The sequence below is a fragment of the Rhodococcus sp. SJ-3 genome, assembly GCF_051918125.1.
Lineage (GTDB): Bacteria > Actinomycetota > Actinomycetes > Mycobacteriales > Mycobacteriaceae > Rhodococcus.
Map to the genome: position 1 here is coordinate 4,866,456 of NZ_CM123306.1, position 16,882 is coordinate 4,883,337.

Genomic DNA, 16,882 nt, shown 5'->3' on the forward strand with positions numbered 1-16,882 from the left:
CCGCAGTTCGGCGGGAGTCGAAAGCATCCGAGTATGGCACCCTCGTATACGTGAGCGATACCAGCCGGCAGACCCTTCTCGAACAACTCGGTGGACTCAGCGGGTTGGTGTATTCGACATTGCCCGTGCTGGTCTTCGTGCCCATCAACAGCGTCTGGGGCCTGACTGCTGCGATCTGGTCCGCCGTCGGGGTCGCCTGCGGTGTGCTCGTGTGGCGATTGATCCGGCGGACACCCATCCAGCCGGCCATCTCCGGATTCATGGGTGTGGCTCTGTGCGCCTTCATTGCGCACCGCACGGGCGACGCCAAAGGGTACTTCCTGTTCGGCATCTACGCGAGCCTGGTCTACGGTGGCGCGTTCGTGCTGTCGGTGCTCGTGCGCCGGCCCCTCGTCGGCGTGATCTGGGGAATGCTCAACGGGCAGGGTTCGCGCTGGCGTACCCATCGAGAGGCGGTGCGCGCGTACGACATCGCGACGGCCGCGTGGGCGTTGGTGTTCCTTGCGCGCTATATGGTTCAGAACCACCTCTACGACGAGGATCAAACCGGCTGGCTCGCTGCTGCTCGAATCGGGATGGGATGGCCATTGACCGCGCTCGCACTGCTCGTGACCCTCTGGGCCGTCCGCAGGGCCGACAGGCTGGTGGAGTCCACGGCGGGGTACGACGAGGCGCACCCGGACACCGCGGTGCCCATGGACTCCACGGCGGCCACGGACCCTGCAGCGGCCACGGACGCGGCTACCGCGTCTCACGACGCCCGCCCGCGGCACGAGAAGCGCTAACGCTCGATCAAGGCGCGAAGCTCGTCTTCGACGTCTTCCGCTGCGACGAACAACAGCTCATCTCCACCTTCGAGCGGATCGTCGGCCTGCGGGACGATCACGCGGTCACCGCGCAGAATCGTCACGAGCGCGACGTCTCGGGGTAGTGCAAGTTTGCGCACCGGTTTGCCTGCCAGTGCGGTGGTGTCCGGGAGCGTGATCTCGACGAGATTCGCGCCCTTGCGCAGTGTCATCAACCGCACGAGATCGCCGACCGAGACCGCTTCCTCGACGAGCGAGGCCAACATCCTGGGGGTGGAGACGGCCACGTCGACGCCCCACGACTCGTCGAACAGCCATTCGTTGCGCGGGTCGTTGACGCGGGCAACCACACGCGCAACCCCGAACTCCGTGGTTGCGAGCAGGCTCAGCACGAGATTTGCCTTGTCGTCGCCCGTAGCTGCGATCACCACGTCGTACTGTTCGAGTCCTGCTGCCTCGAGGAGACTGAGCTCACAAGCATCGCCGTGGACCCACTTCGCATCGGGCACGGCCGCGGGATCGACGTGATCGAGCTTGCGCTCGACGAGCATCACCTCATGCTCGTTACGCAGAAGTTCGCGGGCGATGGAGCGCCCCACCGCGCCTGCACCTGCGATGACCACCTTCATCGGCACGTCCTCACTCGTCGTTGTCGGCGGGCGGATTCTCGGCCAGCGCAATCGATTCGGCGACGGTTCCCGAGACCGCCGCGATGTAGACCTGGTCGTCGGCCTGGATCAGGGTTCTCCGGTCCGGGAGCACCCCCGCACCGAACCGGATGAGGAATGCAACTCTCGCTCCGGTGGCCGCTTCGAGATCGGTTACCCGCTTTCCCACCCAGTCCTCGTGGACGTTGACCTCGCAGACCGCGACCGAACCCGTCGGATCACGCCAGCGTGCGTTCTCACTTTCGTGGGTGAGGGTGTGCAGGAGCCGATCGGTGGTCCACGGCACAGTGGCGATGGTGGGAATTCCGAGCCGCTCGTACACGGCGGCACGTTTCGCGTCGTAGATGCGTGCGACCACACGTTCCACGCCGAAGATCTCGCGGGCCGTGCGCGCCGCGATGATATTGGAATTGTCTCCGGAGGACACAGCCGCGAAGGCGTCAGCGCGTTCGATTCCGGCGTCGATGAGGACCTCGCGGTCGAACCCCATCCCGACGACCGTGCGGCCGGGGAAGTCGTCGCCCAGTCGAAGGAACGCCCCTGCGTCCCGGTCGATGACCGCGACCTCGTGTCCGAGCCGGGTCAGCGCGGTGGCCACCGAGGATCCCACGCGGCCGCAACCCATGACCACCATGTACACCGCGCACTCCGTTCGTCGGCTCGTCCTGCCGAACGGAAACCGTACCGCTCCGACGGCAACAGCGGGCGAAATGACCCGGACACCGGGTCGTGACCGGCCCGGTACGGCTTAGGCTGGGCCCGTGTCCAAGCTCTCAACCGCCACGAAGCGGCTTCTATTGGGTCGGCCGTTTCGAAGTGACACCCTCGGGCACACATTGCTTCCCAAGCGCATCGCGCTGCCCGTGTTCGCCTCCGATGCCCTGTCGTCGATCGCATACGCGCCGGAGGAGATATTCCTGGTCCTGTCGGTGGCGGGACTTTCGGCATATGCCTTCACTCCGTGGGTCGGTATTGCTGTTGCGGTCGTGCTCGTCATAGTGGTGGCGAGCTACCGGCAGAATGTGCGCGCCTACCCGTCCGGTGGCGGCGATTACGAGGTGGCGACGAAGAATCTCGGATCCATCGCTGGGCTCACGGTCGGCAGTGCGCTACTCGTGGACTACGTGCTCATTCTCGCGGTGTCGATTTCGTCGGCCGCGGCCAACATCGGGTCGGCCGTACCGTTCGTCGCGCAGCACAAGGTGTTGTTCGCGATCCTGGCGATCGGGCTCCTCACGGCCATGAACCTGCGCGGCATGCGGGAGGCGGGAACCGCGTTCGCCATCCCCACATACGCGTTCATGGCCGCCATGGCCATCATGATCGTCTGGGGGTTCGTGCAGATATTCGTGCTCGGGGACGATCTGCGCGCGGAGTCCGCCGACTTCGAACTCGTCGCGGAGCAGACGGATCTGACGGCGATCGCCTTCGTGTTCTTGATCGCCCGGGCGTTCTCCTCCGGGTGTGCCGCTCTCACGGGTGTCGAAGCGATCAGCACGGGAGTGCCTGCGTTCCGCAAGCCGAAGGCCCGCAACGCTGCGACCACGTTGCTCTTGCTGGGCGCGGTGGCCGTGCCGTTGTTCCTCGGGGTGGTGTTCCTCGCAGGTCGGATCGGTGTGGTGGTGGCCGAGCATCCCGCCACCCAATTGAGGGGCGCACCGGAGGGCTACGAACAGAAGACGCTTGTCGCGCAACTCGCACACGCGGTGTTCGAGGGCTTTCCCGTCGGTTTCTTCCTCGTCACCGTGGCTACGGCATTGATCCTGCTGCTCGCAGCGAACACTGCGTTCAGCGGGTTCCCGGCGCTGGCGTCGGTGCTCGCGCAGAATCGGTATCTCCCGCGACAACTGCACACTCGTGGTGACAAGCTGGCGTTCAGTAACGGGATTCTGTTCCTGTCGGGTGTGGCCGTCGTGTTCGTGTGGGTGTTCGATGCTCGGGTCACCCAGCTGATTCAGCTGTACATCGTGGGAGTATTCGTCGCGTTCACGCTCGGACAAGCGGGCATGGTGCGGCACTGGACCCGGCACTTGGCGGTGGAGACCGATCCGTCCGAACGGGGACGGATGATCCGCGCACGCATGATCAACGGTCTCGGTTTGATTGCGACCGCGGTGGTGTTGATCATTGTGCTGGTCACCAAATTCTCCGGGGGAGCGTGGATCGCGGTCCTCATGATTCTGGTGATTTTCGTGCTGATGAAAGCGATCCGGCGTCACTACGACAGCGTGGCCGCTGAACTCGAGGCTGCGGAGTGGGACGGAGTACTGCCGAGCCGCACACACTCGATCGTCCTGGTGTCGACGCTGCACCTGCCGACACGTCGAGCCTTGGCCTTTGCGCGGGCGACACGGCCTGACACGCTCGAGGCAATCACAGTCAACGTCGACGACGTGAATACCCGTCAGCTGGTCCGGGACTGGGACGCCAGCGACATCACGGTACCGTTGAAGGTCGTCGAGTCGCCGTATCGCGAGATCACCCGGCCGGTTCTGGATTACGTGCGACGCGTACGGCGGGATTCCCCGCGCGACGTCGTCACCGTATTCATTCCGGAGTACGTGGTCGGGCACTGGTGGGAGCAGATCCTTCACAACCAGAGCGCCCTGCGATTGAAGAGTCGACTGCTCTTCCAGCCGGGAGTGATGGTCACGAGTGTGCCGTGGCAGTTGCGTTCGTCTGCGAAGGTACCGAAGGACCGAGTCGACACCGTGCCGGGGGCGATCCGCCGCGGGTTGCAGAACCAAGCGGGTCACCGATCCGCAAAACAGGAGGAAGATCAGTGAGCCGCCAGGGTCAGCAGAGCGCAGGAACCGACTGGTCCGGGCAACGGATCGAGCTGATGCTCGGCAATCCCGCACACGGCGGCTTCTGCGTCGCCCGCCACGAAGGGCGGGTGGTGTTCGTGCGACACGGCCTGCCGGGGGAGCGGGTGTTCGCGGTCGTCACCGAGGACCGTGGCGGCTCCTTCTGTTTCGCCGACGCGGTGGAGATCCTCGAAGCGTCGGATGATCGCGTCGACCGCGTGTGCCCCATCTCCGGCCCTGGCGGCGCAGGTTGCTGCGACATGGCGCATGTCACGCCGTCGGCGCAACGGGACATTGCGGCGGCCGTGGTCGCCGAACAACTGCGCCGCCTGGGCGGGGTGGAGCGTGACGTTCTCGTGGAGGAGGTACCCGGAAGCACACCGGACGGCACTCGGTGGCGAACGCGGGTCCGATTGGCGGTCGATGCGGCGGGAACGCCGGGATACCGGCGCTACCACAGCAACGACGTGGTGCCGGAGCTCGGCTGCACTCAGATCGACCGACGCGCCTACATCGACCTGCCCGACCACGTCTGGCAGCCGGGCTCCGACCTGCAGGTCGTCCTCGACGCGGACGGCAAACGGCATGTGGTGGAGATCGCACCGCCGGTGGTCTCACGCACCGGTCGGCGTAGCCCGGGCAGGCGCGGCGCGTCGGCGCGCCGTGCTGCAGTGAACGCACCGCGCGCGGAGAAAGTCGTCGAGGGGTCCGGTCGTCCGGTCGAGCGGGTCGGATCGCGGGAATGGCGGCTGGCAGCCACCGGATTCTGGCAGGCTCATCGAGGGGCTGCGCATACGTACTCGACCGTGGTGAGCGAGTGGGCGGATGCCGGGGTGGGCAGCACCGTGTGGGATCTCTACGGCGGGGTGGGTGTGTTCGCGGCTGCGGTGGCCGGGCAGGTCGGTGCGTCCGGACGAGTCGAGTCGGTGGAGTCGTCCCGGCAGGCGGTGGACGACGGCACGAAGGCGCTCGCTGACCTGTCGCAGGTGTCGTTTCGGCACGGGCGGGTAGAGCGCGTGATCGGCGCACTGGCGTCCCCCGACGTGGTGATTCTCGATCCGCCGCGCGCCGGTGCGGGTAAGGACGTCGTCGCTGCGATCGCGGATGCGGCACCCCGGAGAGTGATCCATGTCGGTTGCGACCCGGCGTCGTTCGGGCGGGATGTCGGCCTCTATCGCGCACGGGGATTCGAGCTGGCCGAGCTGCGTGCGTTCGCTGCGTTTCCTTCGACGCACCACGTGGAGTGCCTCGCGTTGTTCACACGCTGATCCGTCGTCCCACATGAGGGGACGCGCGCTGTCCGTTTCGAGGTATTTGCTTGCGGCATGCAACTAATTATATAGTTGCATGCCGCAAGCAAATTATTTTCGTAGAATCGGAGGATCGCGTGACCGCTGTCCAGCCGGATACCGTCCACGCGCTCACTGACGCCATCTTCCTGTTCGGCCGAACCCTGCGGGCCGCGCTCTCGCACAGCGAGGTCGATCTGCTTCCCAATGCTCTCGCTGGGGTGCTCTTTCTCCTGGCTCGTACCGGGCAGTGTCGTCCGAGTGAACTCGCAGCCGAGATGCACGTCGGTCAATCGTCGTTGAGCCGCCAGATCGGTGAGCTCGTCGACCGTGGCTTGGTCGACAAGCATCCGGATCCCGATGACAAGCGGGCGCATCTCGTGACCTGCTCGTCCGCGGGGCTCGACATATTGGGTGCAATCAGAGATCGGCGTACCGAACGACTGGCCGCCCAACTCGGGGACTGGAACGAAAAGCAACTCGAGGACGCTCTCGACGTTCTCGATCGGCTCAACAACGCGCTGGGGCCCATTGTTGCCGCCGGCGTAGGCACCACTAACGCACAAAGGATCTGTTCATGAGTACAACCGCAGTCACGGACGGTGCATCGACGCCGCCCGGTACCGGTCAGGATGCAGAAGCACTCCTGACCCACCGCGAGATCCTCGCGATCCTCGCCGGCCTGCTCGCCGCATTGTTCACCGCATTGCTCAGCAGCACTATCGTCTCCACCGCGCTCCCGACGATCATCGCCGACCTCCGGGGCACGCAGACGCAGTACGCATGGGTCATCACCACAGCACTGCTCGCCAATGCAGCGTCCACACCGATCTGGGGCAAGCTCTCCGACCTGTTCAACAAGAAGCTGCTCGTTCAGCTGTCGATTCTGATCTTCGTCGGCGGCTCCGTGCTTGCGGGTCTCGCTCAGGATGTGAACATCCTCCTCGGCGCACGCGTTATCCAGGGCATCGGGATGGGCGGTCTGACCGCGTTGGTCGTGGCGATCATCGGCAGCATCATTCCGCCGCGTGAGCGCGGCCGGTACTCCGGCTACATGGGTGCAGTGATGGCCGTCGCGATGTCGGGCGGCCCGGTCCTCGGCGGTGTGATCGTCGACAGCCCGCTGGGCTGGCGCTGGTGCTTCTACGTGTGTGTCCCTCTTGCCGTGGTGGCACTGTTCCTGCTACAGCGCACTCTGAAGATTGCGACCGAACGTAAGACGAACGTGAAGATCGACTGGCTCGGTGCGACGTTGATCACCGCTGGTGTCAGCGTTCTCCTGATCTGGGTCTCGTTCGCAGGCAAGGAAGGCTACTACGAGTGGATCTCTCTCGAGTCGGCCCTCTACGTTTTCGCCGGTCTTGCGCTTCTTGCTCTGACGGTGTTCGTCGAGTCGAAGGTGTCCGATCCGGTCATCCCGCTGAAGATCATCACCGAGCGGACGACCGCGCTGGCCATCATCGCGTCCATCGCAGTCGGTGTCGGTTTGTTCGGTGCCACCACGTTCCTCACCCAGTACTTCCAGACCGCGCGCGGCTTCAGCCCGACCTCGGCGGGTCTGCTCACCATCCCGATGGTGGCGGGCACATTGGTCTCCTCGATGGTGTCGGGACAACTGATCACCCGATTCGGTAAGTGGAAGCCGTTCATCGTCGGTGGCGCAGTGCTCCAGTTCGTCGGCTTCGCGCTTCTCGGGACGCTCGACCACACCACCTCGCTCGTGGTCATCGGCATCTACATCGCGATCGTGGGTCTGGGCACCGGCATGTTGATGCAGAACCTGGTGCTCGCCGTGCAGAACACCGTGAGTGTGAAGAACATCGGCGCAGCAAGTAGCTCGGTCGCATTCTTCCGCACCTTCGGCGGCGCGATCGGTGTGTCGATCCTCGGGTCGATCCTTGCGGCTCGCGTGGCCACACTCTCGGCGGATGGATTCGCGAAACTGGGCATCGACACCTCGGCGTCCGGCGGCAGCGGTGCCAATCTGGACATCGACGCGCTCCCCGCACCGGTTGCGGAGGTCGTGCATACGTCCTATGGCGACGCCACGGGTACGCTCTTCCTCGTAGCCGCCGGATTCGCACTCATTACTCTGGTGGCAGTGGTGCTCATCCCGAACCGTGAGCTGCGCACCACGATCGACATCGTCGACGAGGAGCCCGCGACCGACCGTCGTGCCCCTGCCGCCGAGGTGTAGAGAGGCATCGAGCGAGGCGCACATGTGTCGCCGGACCCGTGCGTCTCGCGGTGTGAGTGATGTGACGGTCCGAACCGTGCAGCCGCTCCGTAGAATGCAGTAACTGCTCGCGCACCGTCGCGGGAATCACGATCCGGAGGGAGCTAGATCAGTTGGGTGTCCTGTCCCGCATCCAGTCACCCGACGATGTGCGTCGCCTCTCGCCCAGCGAGGTCGCGCAACTCGCAGGTGAGATCCGCGGCTTCCTTGTCGAGAAGGTGGCGGCAACCGGGGGGCACCTCGGCCCCAACCTCGGTGTCGTCGAATTGACGCTCGCACTCCATCGCGTGTTCGACTCGCCGCACGATCCGATCCTTTTCGACACCGGCCACCAGGCCTACGTCCACAAGATTCTCACCGGCCGCAAGGACGACTTCGACACACTGCGGCAGCGCGGTGGCCTGTCCGGGTATCCGTGCCGGGCCGAGAGCGAGCACGACTGGATCGAGTCGTCGCATGCCTCGGCCGCGCTGTCCTACGCCGATGGTCTCGCGAAGGCATACCAGCTCAGTGGCCAGGAACGTACGGTCGTCGCAGTGGTCGGAGACGGAGCCCTCACCGGGGGAATGTGCTGGGAAGCGCTCAACAACATCGCCGCAGGCAGCACCCGCTCGTTGGTGATGGTGGTCAACGACAACGGCCGCTCGTACGCGCCGACGATCGGAGGTCTCGCCGAGCACCTGGCTGCGCTTCGTCTGCGGCCCGGTTACGAGCGTGCGCTCGACAACGGTCGCCGCATGGTCAAGAAGATCCCGTGGCTCGGAGCGGCGGCGTACTCCGTGCTGCACGGGATGAAGACCGGGCTCAAAGATGCGGTGAGCCCGCAGGTGCTGTTCACCGACCTCGGAATCAAATACCTCGGACCGGTCGACGGACACGACGAGCCCGCACTCGAAGCGGCCCTGCGCCGCGCTAAGGCATACGGCGGTCCGGTGATCGTGCACGCGGTCACCAGGAAAGGTGCGGGGTACGCGCCTGCCGAGAACCATGAGGCCGACCAGATGCACGCCACCGGTGTGATGGATCCGCGTACGGGGCGCGCAACCTCGTCGTCGAAGCCTGACTGGACGTCCGTGTTCTCGGACGAACTCATCGCCCACGCCGAAGCGCGCGAAGACGTGGTCGCGATCACTGCTGCGATGGCGGGCCCCACCGGGCTTGCGAAGTTCGGCGAACGATTCCCCGAGCGGACATTCGATGTGGGGATCGCCGAGCAGCACGCCGTGACCTCTGCGGCGGGTCTTGCACTCGGCGGTATGCACCCTGTCGTCGCGGTGTATTCGACGTTCCTCAACCGGGCGTTCGACCAGCTCCTCATGGATGTGGCCCTGCTGAAACAACCCGTGACGCTGGTGCTCGATCGAGCCGGAATCACGGGAACGGACGGCGCGAGCCACAATGGCATGTGGGACATGTCACTCCTCGGCATCGTCCCCGGGATCCGCGTGGCAGCGCCGCGCGACGGTTCCACCCTGCGCGAAGAACTCGGTGAGGCCCTTGGGGTCGATGACGGCCCGACTGTGCTCCGGTTCCCGAAGGGCGCTGTCGGAGAGGATATTCCCGCGATCGAGCGCCTCGGCGGCACAGTCGATGTGCTGCGAATGCCCGAGCGTCGAACGGGCGATGTTCTGTTCGTCGCGGTGGGTGTATTCGCATCCTTGGCGCTCGACGCCGCCGACCGGCTTGCTCAGCAGGGCATCACCGCCGCTGTCGTCGACCCGCGGTGGGTGCTGCCGGTTCCCGACGCGGTCACCGATCTGGCGGATGCGTTCCGCCTCGTCGTGACCATCGAGGACGGTGGTATTCACGGCGGTGTCGGCTCGGCGGTGTCATCGGCGTTGCGTAGCAACGACATCGACGTGCCTACGCGCGACATCGCGGTACCCCAGGAGTTTCTCGACCACGGGTCGAGGGGGGAGATCCATCAGCAGCTCGGCTTGACCGCGCAGGATGTCGCGCGGCAGGTCACCGGCTGGGTGGTGGGTCTCGACGGCAGTGACGCCTCGGAGACCATCGCGCAACGCTGAGGCGGCGGATCGGGCAATGCTGAGCCGATGGATAGCGCAATGCGTCGTCAGGTGCGCATGTCCTCGAGCTCCATCCCCTTGGTCTCCGGGATCTTCGACTTGACGAAGAAGAACGACAGCAGCGCGAAGAACGCGAACAGTCCGTAGAGGAACCACAGCCCCACCGATTCCGTGAGCGGCGGGAACGCCAGGGTCACCGTGAAGTTCGCGATCCAGTTGGCAGCGGTGCTCAACCCCAGCGCCAGGGCTCGCATCCGATTGGGGAACATCTCGCCGAGCATCACCCACATGATGGGGCCCCACGTGGCGGCGAAGAAGACCACGAACGCGTTGGCCCCGATGAGTGCCACCGTGCCCCACGGCGCAGGCAACTGCAGATCCTCACCACTACCGGTGGCCTGCGAGAACGCGATGGCGGCGAGCAGCAGGCTCACGAACATGCCGATCGAGCCCACCATCAGCAGGGGACGCCGTCCGATCTTGTCGACGAACAGTATCGCCACGAACGTCATGACGACGTTGATGACTGCGGTGATCACGGACGTCGTGAACGACTGATTCTCGCTGAACCCCACGGATTTCCACAGCGTCGTCGAGTAGTAGAAGATTGCGTTGATGCCGACGAACTGCTGGAAGATCGCCATCGTGATGCCGACCCACACCAGGGACTGCAGGCCGAACACCGGGCCTCGGATGTCGTCCCATGACCGGGCAGTCTCGCGGCGCAGCGTCAGCCGGATCTCGGCGACACGTTCGTCCGGGTGGAGGTCGCCGGTGACGTTGGCGAGAACCTGGGCGGCTTCCTCGTCGAGGTCCTTGCCGACCAAATAGCGTGGGGACTCCGGGATCATCAGAGCGAGCACACCGTACACGAGGGCGGGGACCACGCCGACGAGGAACATCCATCGCCACGCCTCCAGATTCCACCAAAGCTCGTTGGAGGCGCCGCCCGCGGCGTTCTGCAGGATCGCGTCGGACAACAGCGCGGCAAAGATGCCCAGGGTGATCGCGAGTTGTTGTAGCGAGGCCAGGCTGCCGCGGTAACGCGCCGGAGCGATCTCCGAGATGTAGGTGGGTGCGATGACGGACGCGATGCCGATGCCGAGGCCGCCGAGGACACGCCACAACATCAGGTCCGGCACGCTGAAGGCCAGACCTGAGCCTATCGACGAGATCGTGAACAGGGCCGAGCCGAGCAACATGACCTTCTTGCGACCCCATCGATCTGCGAGTTGGCCGGCGAACCACGCACCCGCGGCACAACCGAGTAGTGCGATGGCGACGGCGAAGCCGGTGAAGAAAGAACCCAACTCGAAATGACCCTGGATGGAGTCGACCGCCCCGTTGATGACCGAACTGTCGAAACCGAAGAGGAAGCCGCCGACTGCGGCAGCGACCGTCACGGCGATGACTTTGGCGGCGTGTCCGGTCGAGGGTTGTGTTGGCTCGGGCATATCCTCTCGCACCTGCTCTCCCGTGGGGGCCGCTCCAGGCGGATCCTGGTCGTGCGCAACGACGACGAGGTCGCTGCCGTGTGCAACGACGACGAGGTCGCCCCCGTGTGCACTGTCGGACGAACTCACGCTAACCCTCGGTACCCCGCTCCGCGGCAAGATCACGAAACGAGGGTGTGTCACCGATCGGTGACACACCCTCGTTTCGTACGTTCGGGGTCCTCAGGAGACGCTGGCGACTCCCGGTGCCAGGAAGCGCTTTCCGTTGACCGCTTCGGAGGCGCCGGTGCGGTCGAGGTATGGCGTGATACCACCGTTCCAGAACGCGAAACCGCCCCCGAGGATCAGGCACAGGTCGATGTCCTCGGGTGCTGCGACCACACCCTCGGCGAGCATGATCCGGATCTCCTCGGCAAATGCGCGCCGGGTCCTGTCGAGCACCTGGTCGGCGGTCGACGGGCTGTCTCCCTGCGGCCACAACGCGGCCACGTCGGGATCGACGACCTGCGTGCCGCCCTCGTACGACCACACGCCGGGTTTCTTCGCCTCGACGAGTGCTTCGAGGCCTGGAGAGGACACGAAGCGGTCCGGGTATGCAGCCTGGAGGGTTTCGCCGGTATGCAGTGCAATGGCGGGGCCGACGAGGGCGAGTAGCGTGAACGGCGACATAGGCATACCCAGCGCGCCGACAGCATTGTCCGCCACGTCGAACGGTGTCCCCTCGTCCACTGCGGTCATGACCTCACCGAGAGTGCGGGTGACGAGGCGGTTGAAGACGAATCCGGGCTTGTCACCGCACAACACCGCCGACTTCTTCAGTGACTTCGCGGTGGCGAAGGCCGTCGCGAGGGTGGCGTCGTCGGTCCGGTCGCCCTTGATCACCTCGAGCAGCGGCAGTACCGCGACCGGGTTGAAGAAGTGGAAGCCCACAACCCGCTCCGGATGCTGCAGATCCGCGGCCATCTCGGTGATCGACAGCGACGAAGTGTTCGTCGCGAGGATCGTCTCGGCAGAGATGTGCTGTTCGAGTTCCGCGAACACCTTCTTCTTGACGTCCATGTTCTCGAACACGGCCTCGATGATGAAATCGGTCTTCGCGAACGCCGCCTTGTCCAGAGAACCGGACACGAGTGCCTTCAGGCGATTCGCCGCGTCAGGGGAGAGGCGGCCCTTGCCCTGTAATTTGTCGATCTCGGTGTGCACATAGCCCACACCCTTGTCGATTCGCTCCTGATCGATGTCGGTGAGGATCACCGGCACCTTCAGCTGACGCACGAACAACAGCGCGAGCTGACTCGCCATCAGTCCGGCCCCGACGATGCCCACACCGGTGATCTTCCGGGCGAGCGACTTGTCCGGCGCACCCGCAGGACGCTTGGCACGCTTGTTGACGAGATCGAACGAGTACAGGCCCGCGCGCAGCTCATCGGTGAGCAACAGATCGGCGAGTGCTTCGTCCTCGGCAGCGAAACCCTTGTCGAGCGACGCGGAATCTGCAATGTCGGTGCTGCGGGCCAGGTCGAGCAACTCGATCGCGCGGGCCGGGGCGGGAGCGTGCCCGCGGGTCTTGCCGTCGACCAGTGCCTTCGCCCGTGTGATCGCGGCATCCCACCCGGCGCCACGGTCGATCTCGGGGCGGGCGGGTGTGATCTCGCCGTTGAGGACCTTGGCGGCCCACGCCAGCGACTGCTCGAGGAAATCGGCCGAGCCGAACACCTCGTCGGCGTAGCCGAGCTTCTTCGCCTGGGCAGCGCGGATCGTGCGCCCGTTGTTCAGCGGGTTCTCGAGGATGAGCGTGACCGCGTGGTCGGGGCCGACAATGTTCGGCAGCAGTTGCGTTCCGCCCCATCCCGGGACGAGACCGAGCATCGTCTCGGGCAGGCCGAGAGCCGGAACGTTGTCCGCAACGGTGCGGTAGTGCGCGTGCAGACCCACTTCGAGCCCACCACCGAGAGCCAGGCCGTTGACGAACGCGAACGTCGGGATCGACGAGTCGCGCAGCTTCCGGAACACGTCGTGGCCGAGCTTGCCGAGCTCCACACCCTGCGCGTGCTCGGTGACTGCGGGGACACCCTTGAGATCGGCGCCGGCGGCGAAGATGAACGGCTTGCCGGTGACGGCGACGGCTGCGGGGTTCGCGGCGAACGCCTCGTCGAGGGCAGCGCCGAACGCGGTCAGCCCCGCGGGTCCGAAGGAATTCGGCTTGGTGTGGTCGAACCCGTTGTCGAGGGTGACCAGCGCGATCTGCCCGTCGAGGCCGGGGACGGACACGAACCTGGTGTAGGCGTTCGTCACGACCTCGTCGGCGAACAGGGACGAAAGATCGGTCATGACTATTTGTCTCCCTCGAAGTTCGGGTTCTCCCAGATCACGGTGCCGCCCATGCCGAGCCCGATGCACATGGTGGTCAGGCCGTAGCGGACTTCGGGGTTCCGGGTGAACTGGTGTGAGAGCTGGGTCATCAGGCGCACACCGGATGATGCGAGCGGGTGCCCGCACGCGATCGCGCCACCCCACTGATTGACGCGGGGATCGTCGTCGGCGATACCGAAGTGCTCGAGGAACGCGAGCACCTGCACGGCGAATGCCTCGTTGATCTCGAACAGACCGATGTCGTCGATACTCAGTCCGGTACGTGCCAGGACCTTCTCGGTCGCTGGGACGGGGCCGATACCCATGACGGCCGGATCGACGCCCTGGAAGGCGAAACCGACCATGCGCATACCGATCGGCAGGCCGAGCTCGCGCGCGGTGTCCTCGCCCGCCAGGATCGCCGCGGTTGCCCCGTCGTTGAGACCGGCAGCGTTACCGGCAGTGATGCGTCCGGCGGGGCGGAAGGGGGTCTTGAGCTTCGCGAGGTCCTCGATCGTCGTTCCGGGGCGGGGTGGCTCGTCTTCGGTTGCGAGGCCCCATCCTGCGGCGGAACGGGTGGCAACAGGTACGAGGGTGTCGGCGATCCAGCCGGCCTTCTTGGCGGCATCGAACTTGTTCTGGCTGTTCACCGCGTAGGCGTCCGTGCGTGCCTTGGTGATGCTGGGAAACCGGTCGTGCAGGTTCTCGGCGGTGTTGCCCATGACGAGCGCGCTCGGGTCGACGAGCTTGTCGGCGAGGAAGCGCGGGTTGGGGTCGGCGCCTTCGCCCATCGGGTGGCGTCCCATGTGCTCGACGCCGCCGGCGATCGCGACGTCGTACTGCCCGAAGCCGATTCCTGATGCAGTGGTGGTCACGGCGGTCATTGCGCCCGCACACATGCGATCGACGGCGAAGCCGGGCACTGTTTCGGGTAACCCTGCAAGGATCGCGGAGGTGCGCCCGATCGTCAGTCCCTGGTCGCCGGTCTGCGTGGTCGCCGCGACGGCGACCTCGTCGATGCGGGCCGGGTCGAGCTGGGGGTTGCGGCGCATCAGTTCCCGGATGGCTTTGACGACAAGATCGTCGGCACGGGTGTCGGCGTAGATGCCTTTCGGGCCCGCCTTGCCGAACGGGGTACGTATGCCGTCGACGAAGACGACGTTGCGTTGGTTCGAGGTGGTGGAAGCCACGCGTTTTCCTCCCGGTGGAGCGGTGTCCTCGCCGACACGTTCCGCGGCGAGGCGATGTGGGCCGGGCACCGAACGGTGACCTGCCTCGGCACCACCCTACATCTTCGTTACCGGTGAGTAACTTGCAAGGCGCAGAAGTCCCCTACATCTCTCCTGCGAGCACCTTCGCGAGCCGCGGAACCGTCAGCTCGCGCTGCCACGGACGTGCACCGCCTGCGGTGAACCTCGAGTCGATGTAGGCCGCGGTCTCGGTCGGCGCAGTGACTTCCCACTCCCAGCACAGGCGCCGCACGAGTTCGGGGCTCACCAGATTCTCGATCGGGACCGAGACCTCGGCGCTCAACGCCGAGAGCTCGGTACGGGCGGTCGTGAGACGGGCCGCAGCCTCGGGGTGATGGCGCGACCAGCGCCCCGCGGGAGGAGGTCCGTCGAACGGCTGTGTCAGTGGCGGAAGCTCCGAGTCCGGAAGGCCGCGGGCGCGTTCGATCGCCGAAAGCCATGCCCGAGACGATCGACGTTGACGCGGCCCGCCGAAGACAGGCAGCTCGCGTAGGTCGCCGATCGTTCGTGGAACGGCCTGTGCTGCTGCCACGATCGCGGAATCCGGGAGGATCCGACCCGGTGCAATGTCGCGTCGGGCGGCCACTTCGTCTCGCGCCGACCACAATTCCCGAACGATCGCCAGCTGGCGGGCGTTCTTGATCGCGTGAACGCCTGAGGTGCGCCGCCACCGCTCGGGCTTCGGTGCGGGTGGCCCAGCAATCCGAATGTGCTCGAACTCTTGTGCAGCCCACTCCGATTTGCCCTGCCGATCCAACTCGGCGGCCATCTCGGCACGGAGTTCGACGAGAATCTCGACGTCGAGCGCAGCGTAGTTGAGCCACGAGTCGGGCAACGGACGTTTCGACCAGTCGGCGGCGCCGTGCCCCTTCTTCAGCTCGAGGCCGAGGGTCTGCGCGACGATCGCGGCCAGCCCGACCCGCGGGAACCCCGCGAGCCGGCCGGCAAGTTCGGTGTCATACAGCGCCGCCGGACGCAGGCCGAGCTCTTCCAGTCCGGGTAGGTCCTGATCGGCGGAGTGCAGAACCCACTCGAGTTCGTTGACCACCGCCGCGAGAGGCTCGAGGTCTCCTGCGATCGGAATGGGATCGAGCAGGACAGTGCCTGCGCCCTCGCGGCGCAGCTGGATGAGATACGCGCGAGCGGAGTATCGATAACCGGAGGCGCGCTCGGCGTCGACAGCGAGCGGTCCGTGACCGCGCGCCAGCAGTGCCGCGGCTTCCTCGGCTCCGGCTGCGGTGGTGACGACGTCGGGGACACCCCCGCGCGGGCTCAACAACGGCTCGGTGGCCGCAGCGGGCGCGTCGTCCGAGGGGATCGGGTCCTGATCGTTTCCTGCCGGCATGGCCGTGACTCTATCGCTGCAAGCGGGCGACCCCGGCCGGTGGCAGTCCCGCCGCATACGCGAGGACCTCGCAGAATGCCTCGACGTGGGGGCTGAGTACCTCGGAGGTCGGCGTCCACGACGCACGCAATTCCAACTGATGTGCGCGAGCCGGTCCCGCGATGTCACCGAAACGCACCGAACTCGTCGAGGTGACGGTTCCTCCGAGCGCGGTGAGAGGTTCGTGATGGGCCTCGAGCGCATCGACGAGCCAGCTCCACGCCACCTCGGGCAGTAGCGGGTCGGCGGCCAGGGTCGCGTCGACATCGGCCTGGATGTACGAGACAAGGCGGGTGGTGCCGTGCCAGGCCTCGTCCCCGTCGGGGTCGTACAACAGAATCAGGCGTCCGAATGCGTCACCCTCCGACTCCTCCGGGACTTCTGTCGCGTCGGGATGGAGCACCTCGGCACCGAGTGCATAGCTGAACGGCGCGAGTCGCTGCGGTGGCCGGATCGGCTCGACCTCGATCTCCGGGCGTACGGTGGCCGCATTCATCGCATCGACAGCAGCGCGAAAACGGGCCGGCTCGGCAGGCGAGGTGGTCACGCCAGCGGACGTTAGTGCCGGTGACCGAGCACACGCGGGAGGCGCGCCGATTCCAGCCCACC

The 16,882-nt window shown here is 65.8% G+C and carries 13 protein-coding genes; 6 read left to right on the top strand and 7 right to left on the bottom strand.

The annotated features are described in order from the left end of the window. Positions 1 to 50: 50 nt before the first annotated feature. The gene (locus ACTDXD_RS22700) at positions 51 to 785 is read left to right on the top strand and encodes a DUF3159 domain-containing protein (RefSeq protein ID WP_440124451.1); all 735 of its coding nucleotides are present in this window, start codon (positions 51 to 53) and stop codon (positions 783 to 785) included. Here the strand turns inward: ACTDXD_RS22700 and ACTDXD_RS22705 are convergent. Further along, the gene (locus tag ACTDXD_RS22705; RefSeq protein WP_440124452.1) at positions 782 to 1,435 is read right to left on the bottom strand and encodes a potassium channel family protein; all 654 of its coding nucleotides are present in this window, start codon (positions 1,433 to 1,435) and stop codon (positions 782 to 784) included. The genes ACTDXD_RS22700 and ACTDXD_RS22705 overlap by 4 nt on opposite strands. Positions 1,436 to 1,445: 10 nt before the next feature. Then, complete coding sequence (locus ACTDXD_RS22710; protein WP_440124453.1) at positions 1,446 to 2,114, bottom strand: potassium channel family protein; 669 nt, start codon at positions 2,112 to 2,114, stop codon at positions 1,446 to 1,448. Positions 2,115 to 2,235: 121 nt separating this feature from the next. Between ACTDXD_RS22710 and ACTDXD_RS22715 the strand changes: the two genes are divergently transcribed. From ACTDXD_RS22715 to dxs, 5 genes are all read left to right on the top strand, one after another. Beyond that, the gene (locus ACTDXD_RS22715; RefSeq protein ID WP_440124454.1) at positions 2,236 to 4,260 is read left to right on the top strand and encodes an APC family permease; all 2,025 of its coding nucleotides are present in this window, start codon (positions 2,236 to 2,238) and stop codon (positions 4,258 to 4,260) included. Between the two features lie 56 nt (positions 4,261 to 4,316). Beyond that, positions 4,317 to 5,549: a class I SAM-dependent RNA methyltransferase gene (locus tag ACTDXD_RS22720; RefSeq protein ID WP_440127760.1), complete on the top strand. Its 1,233-nt coding sequence runs from the start codon at positions 4,317 to 4,319 to the stop codon at positions 5,547 to 5,549. 119 nt (positions 5,550 to 5,668) lie between these two features. Continuing rightward, positions 5,669 to 6,151 (top strand): MarR family winged helix-turn-helix transcriptional regulator, encoded by a 483-nt coding sequence (locus ACTDXD_RS22725; protein ID WP_440124455.1) that lies wholly within the window; start codon positions 5,669 to 5,671, stop codon positions 6,149 to 6,151. After that, complete coding sequence (locus ACTDXD_RS22730; protein WP_440124456.1) at positions 6,148 to 7,767, top strand: MDR family MFS transporter; 1,620 nt, start codon at positions 6,148 to 6,150, stop codon at positions 7,765 to 7,767. Before ACTDXD_RS22725 ends, ACTDXD_RS22730 begins: the two co-directional genes overlap by 4 nt. Before the next feature lie 152 nt (positions 7,768 to 7,919). Next, entirely contained in the window at positions 7,920 to 9,833 is a 1,914-nt protein-coding gene (gene dxs, locus ACTDXD_RS22735; RefSeq protein WP_440124457.1) for a 1-deoxy-D-xylulose-5-phosphate synthase, read from the top strand. Between the two features lie 47 nt (positions 9,834 to 9,880). Here the strand turns inward: dxs and ACTDXD_RS22740 are convergent, their stop codons facing one another. The 5 genes from ACTDXD_RS22740 to ACTDXD_RS22760 all read right to left on the bottom strand — a co-directional run bounded on the left by ACTDXD_RS22740 (position 9,881) and on the right by ACTDXD_RS22760 (position 16,820). Next, the gene (locus ACTDXD_RS22740; protein ID WP_440127761.1) at positions 9,881 to 11,287 is read right to left on the bottom strand and encodes a sugar porter family MFS transporter; all 1,407 of its coding nucleotides are present in this window, start codon (positions 11,285 to 11,287) and stop codon (positions 9,881 to 9,883) included. Between the two features lie 222 nt (positions 11,288 to 11,509). After that, positions 11,510 to 13,618: a 3-hydroxyacyl-CoA dehydrogenase NAD-binding domain-containing protein gene (locus ACTDXD_RS22745; RefSeq protein WP_440124458.1), complete on the bottom strand. Its 2,109-nt coding sequence runs from the start codon at positions 13,616 to 13,618 to the stop codon at positions 11,510 to 11,512. Positions 13,619 to 13,620: 2 nt separating this feature from the next. Beyond that, positions 13,621 to 14,829 (bottom strand): thiolase family protein, encoded by a 1,209-nt coding sequence (locus ACTDXD_RS22750; RefSeq protein WP_440124459.1) that lies wholly within the window; start codon positions 14,827 to 14,829, stop codon positions 13,621 to 13,623. Between the two features lie 142 nt (positions 14,830 to 14,971). Then, positions 14,972 to 16,234, bottom strand: coding sequence for an HRDC domain-containing protein (locus tag ACTDXD_RS22755; RefSeq protein ID WP_440124460.1), 1,263 nt, complete (start codon positions 16,232 to 16,234; stop codon positions 14,972 to 14,974). A 10-nt stretch (positions 16,235 to 16,244) separates the two neighbouring features. Continuing rightward, on the bottom strand, positions 16,245 to 16,820 hold the full coding sequence (locus tag ACTDXD_RS22760; RefSeq protein ID WP_440124461.1) for a DUF3000 domain-containing protein: 576 nt from the start codon (positions 16,818 to 16,820) through the stop codon (positions 16,245 to 16,247). Positions 16,821 to 16,882: the final 62 nt, after the last annotated feature.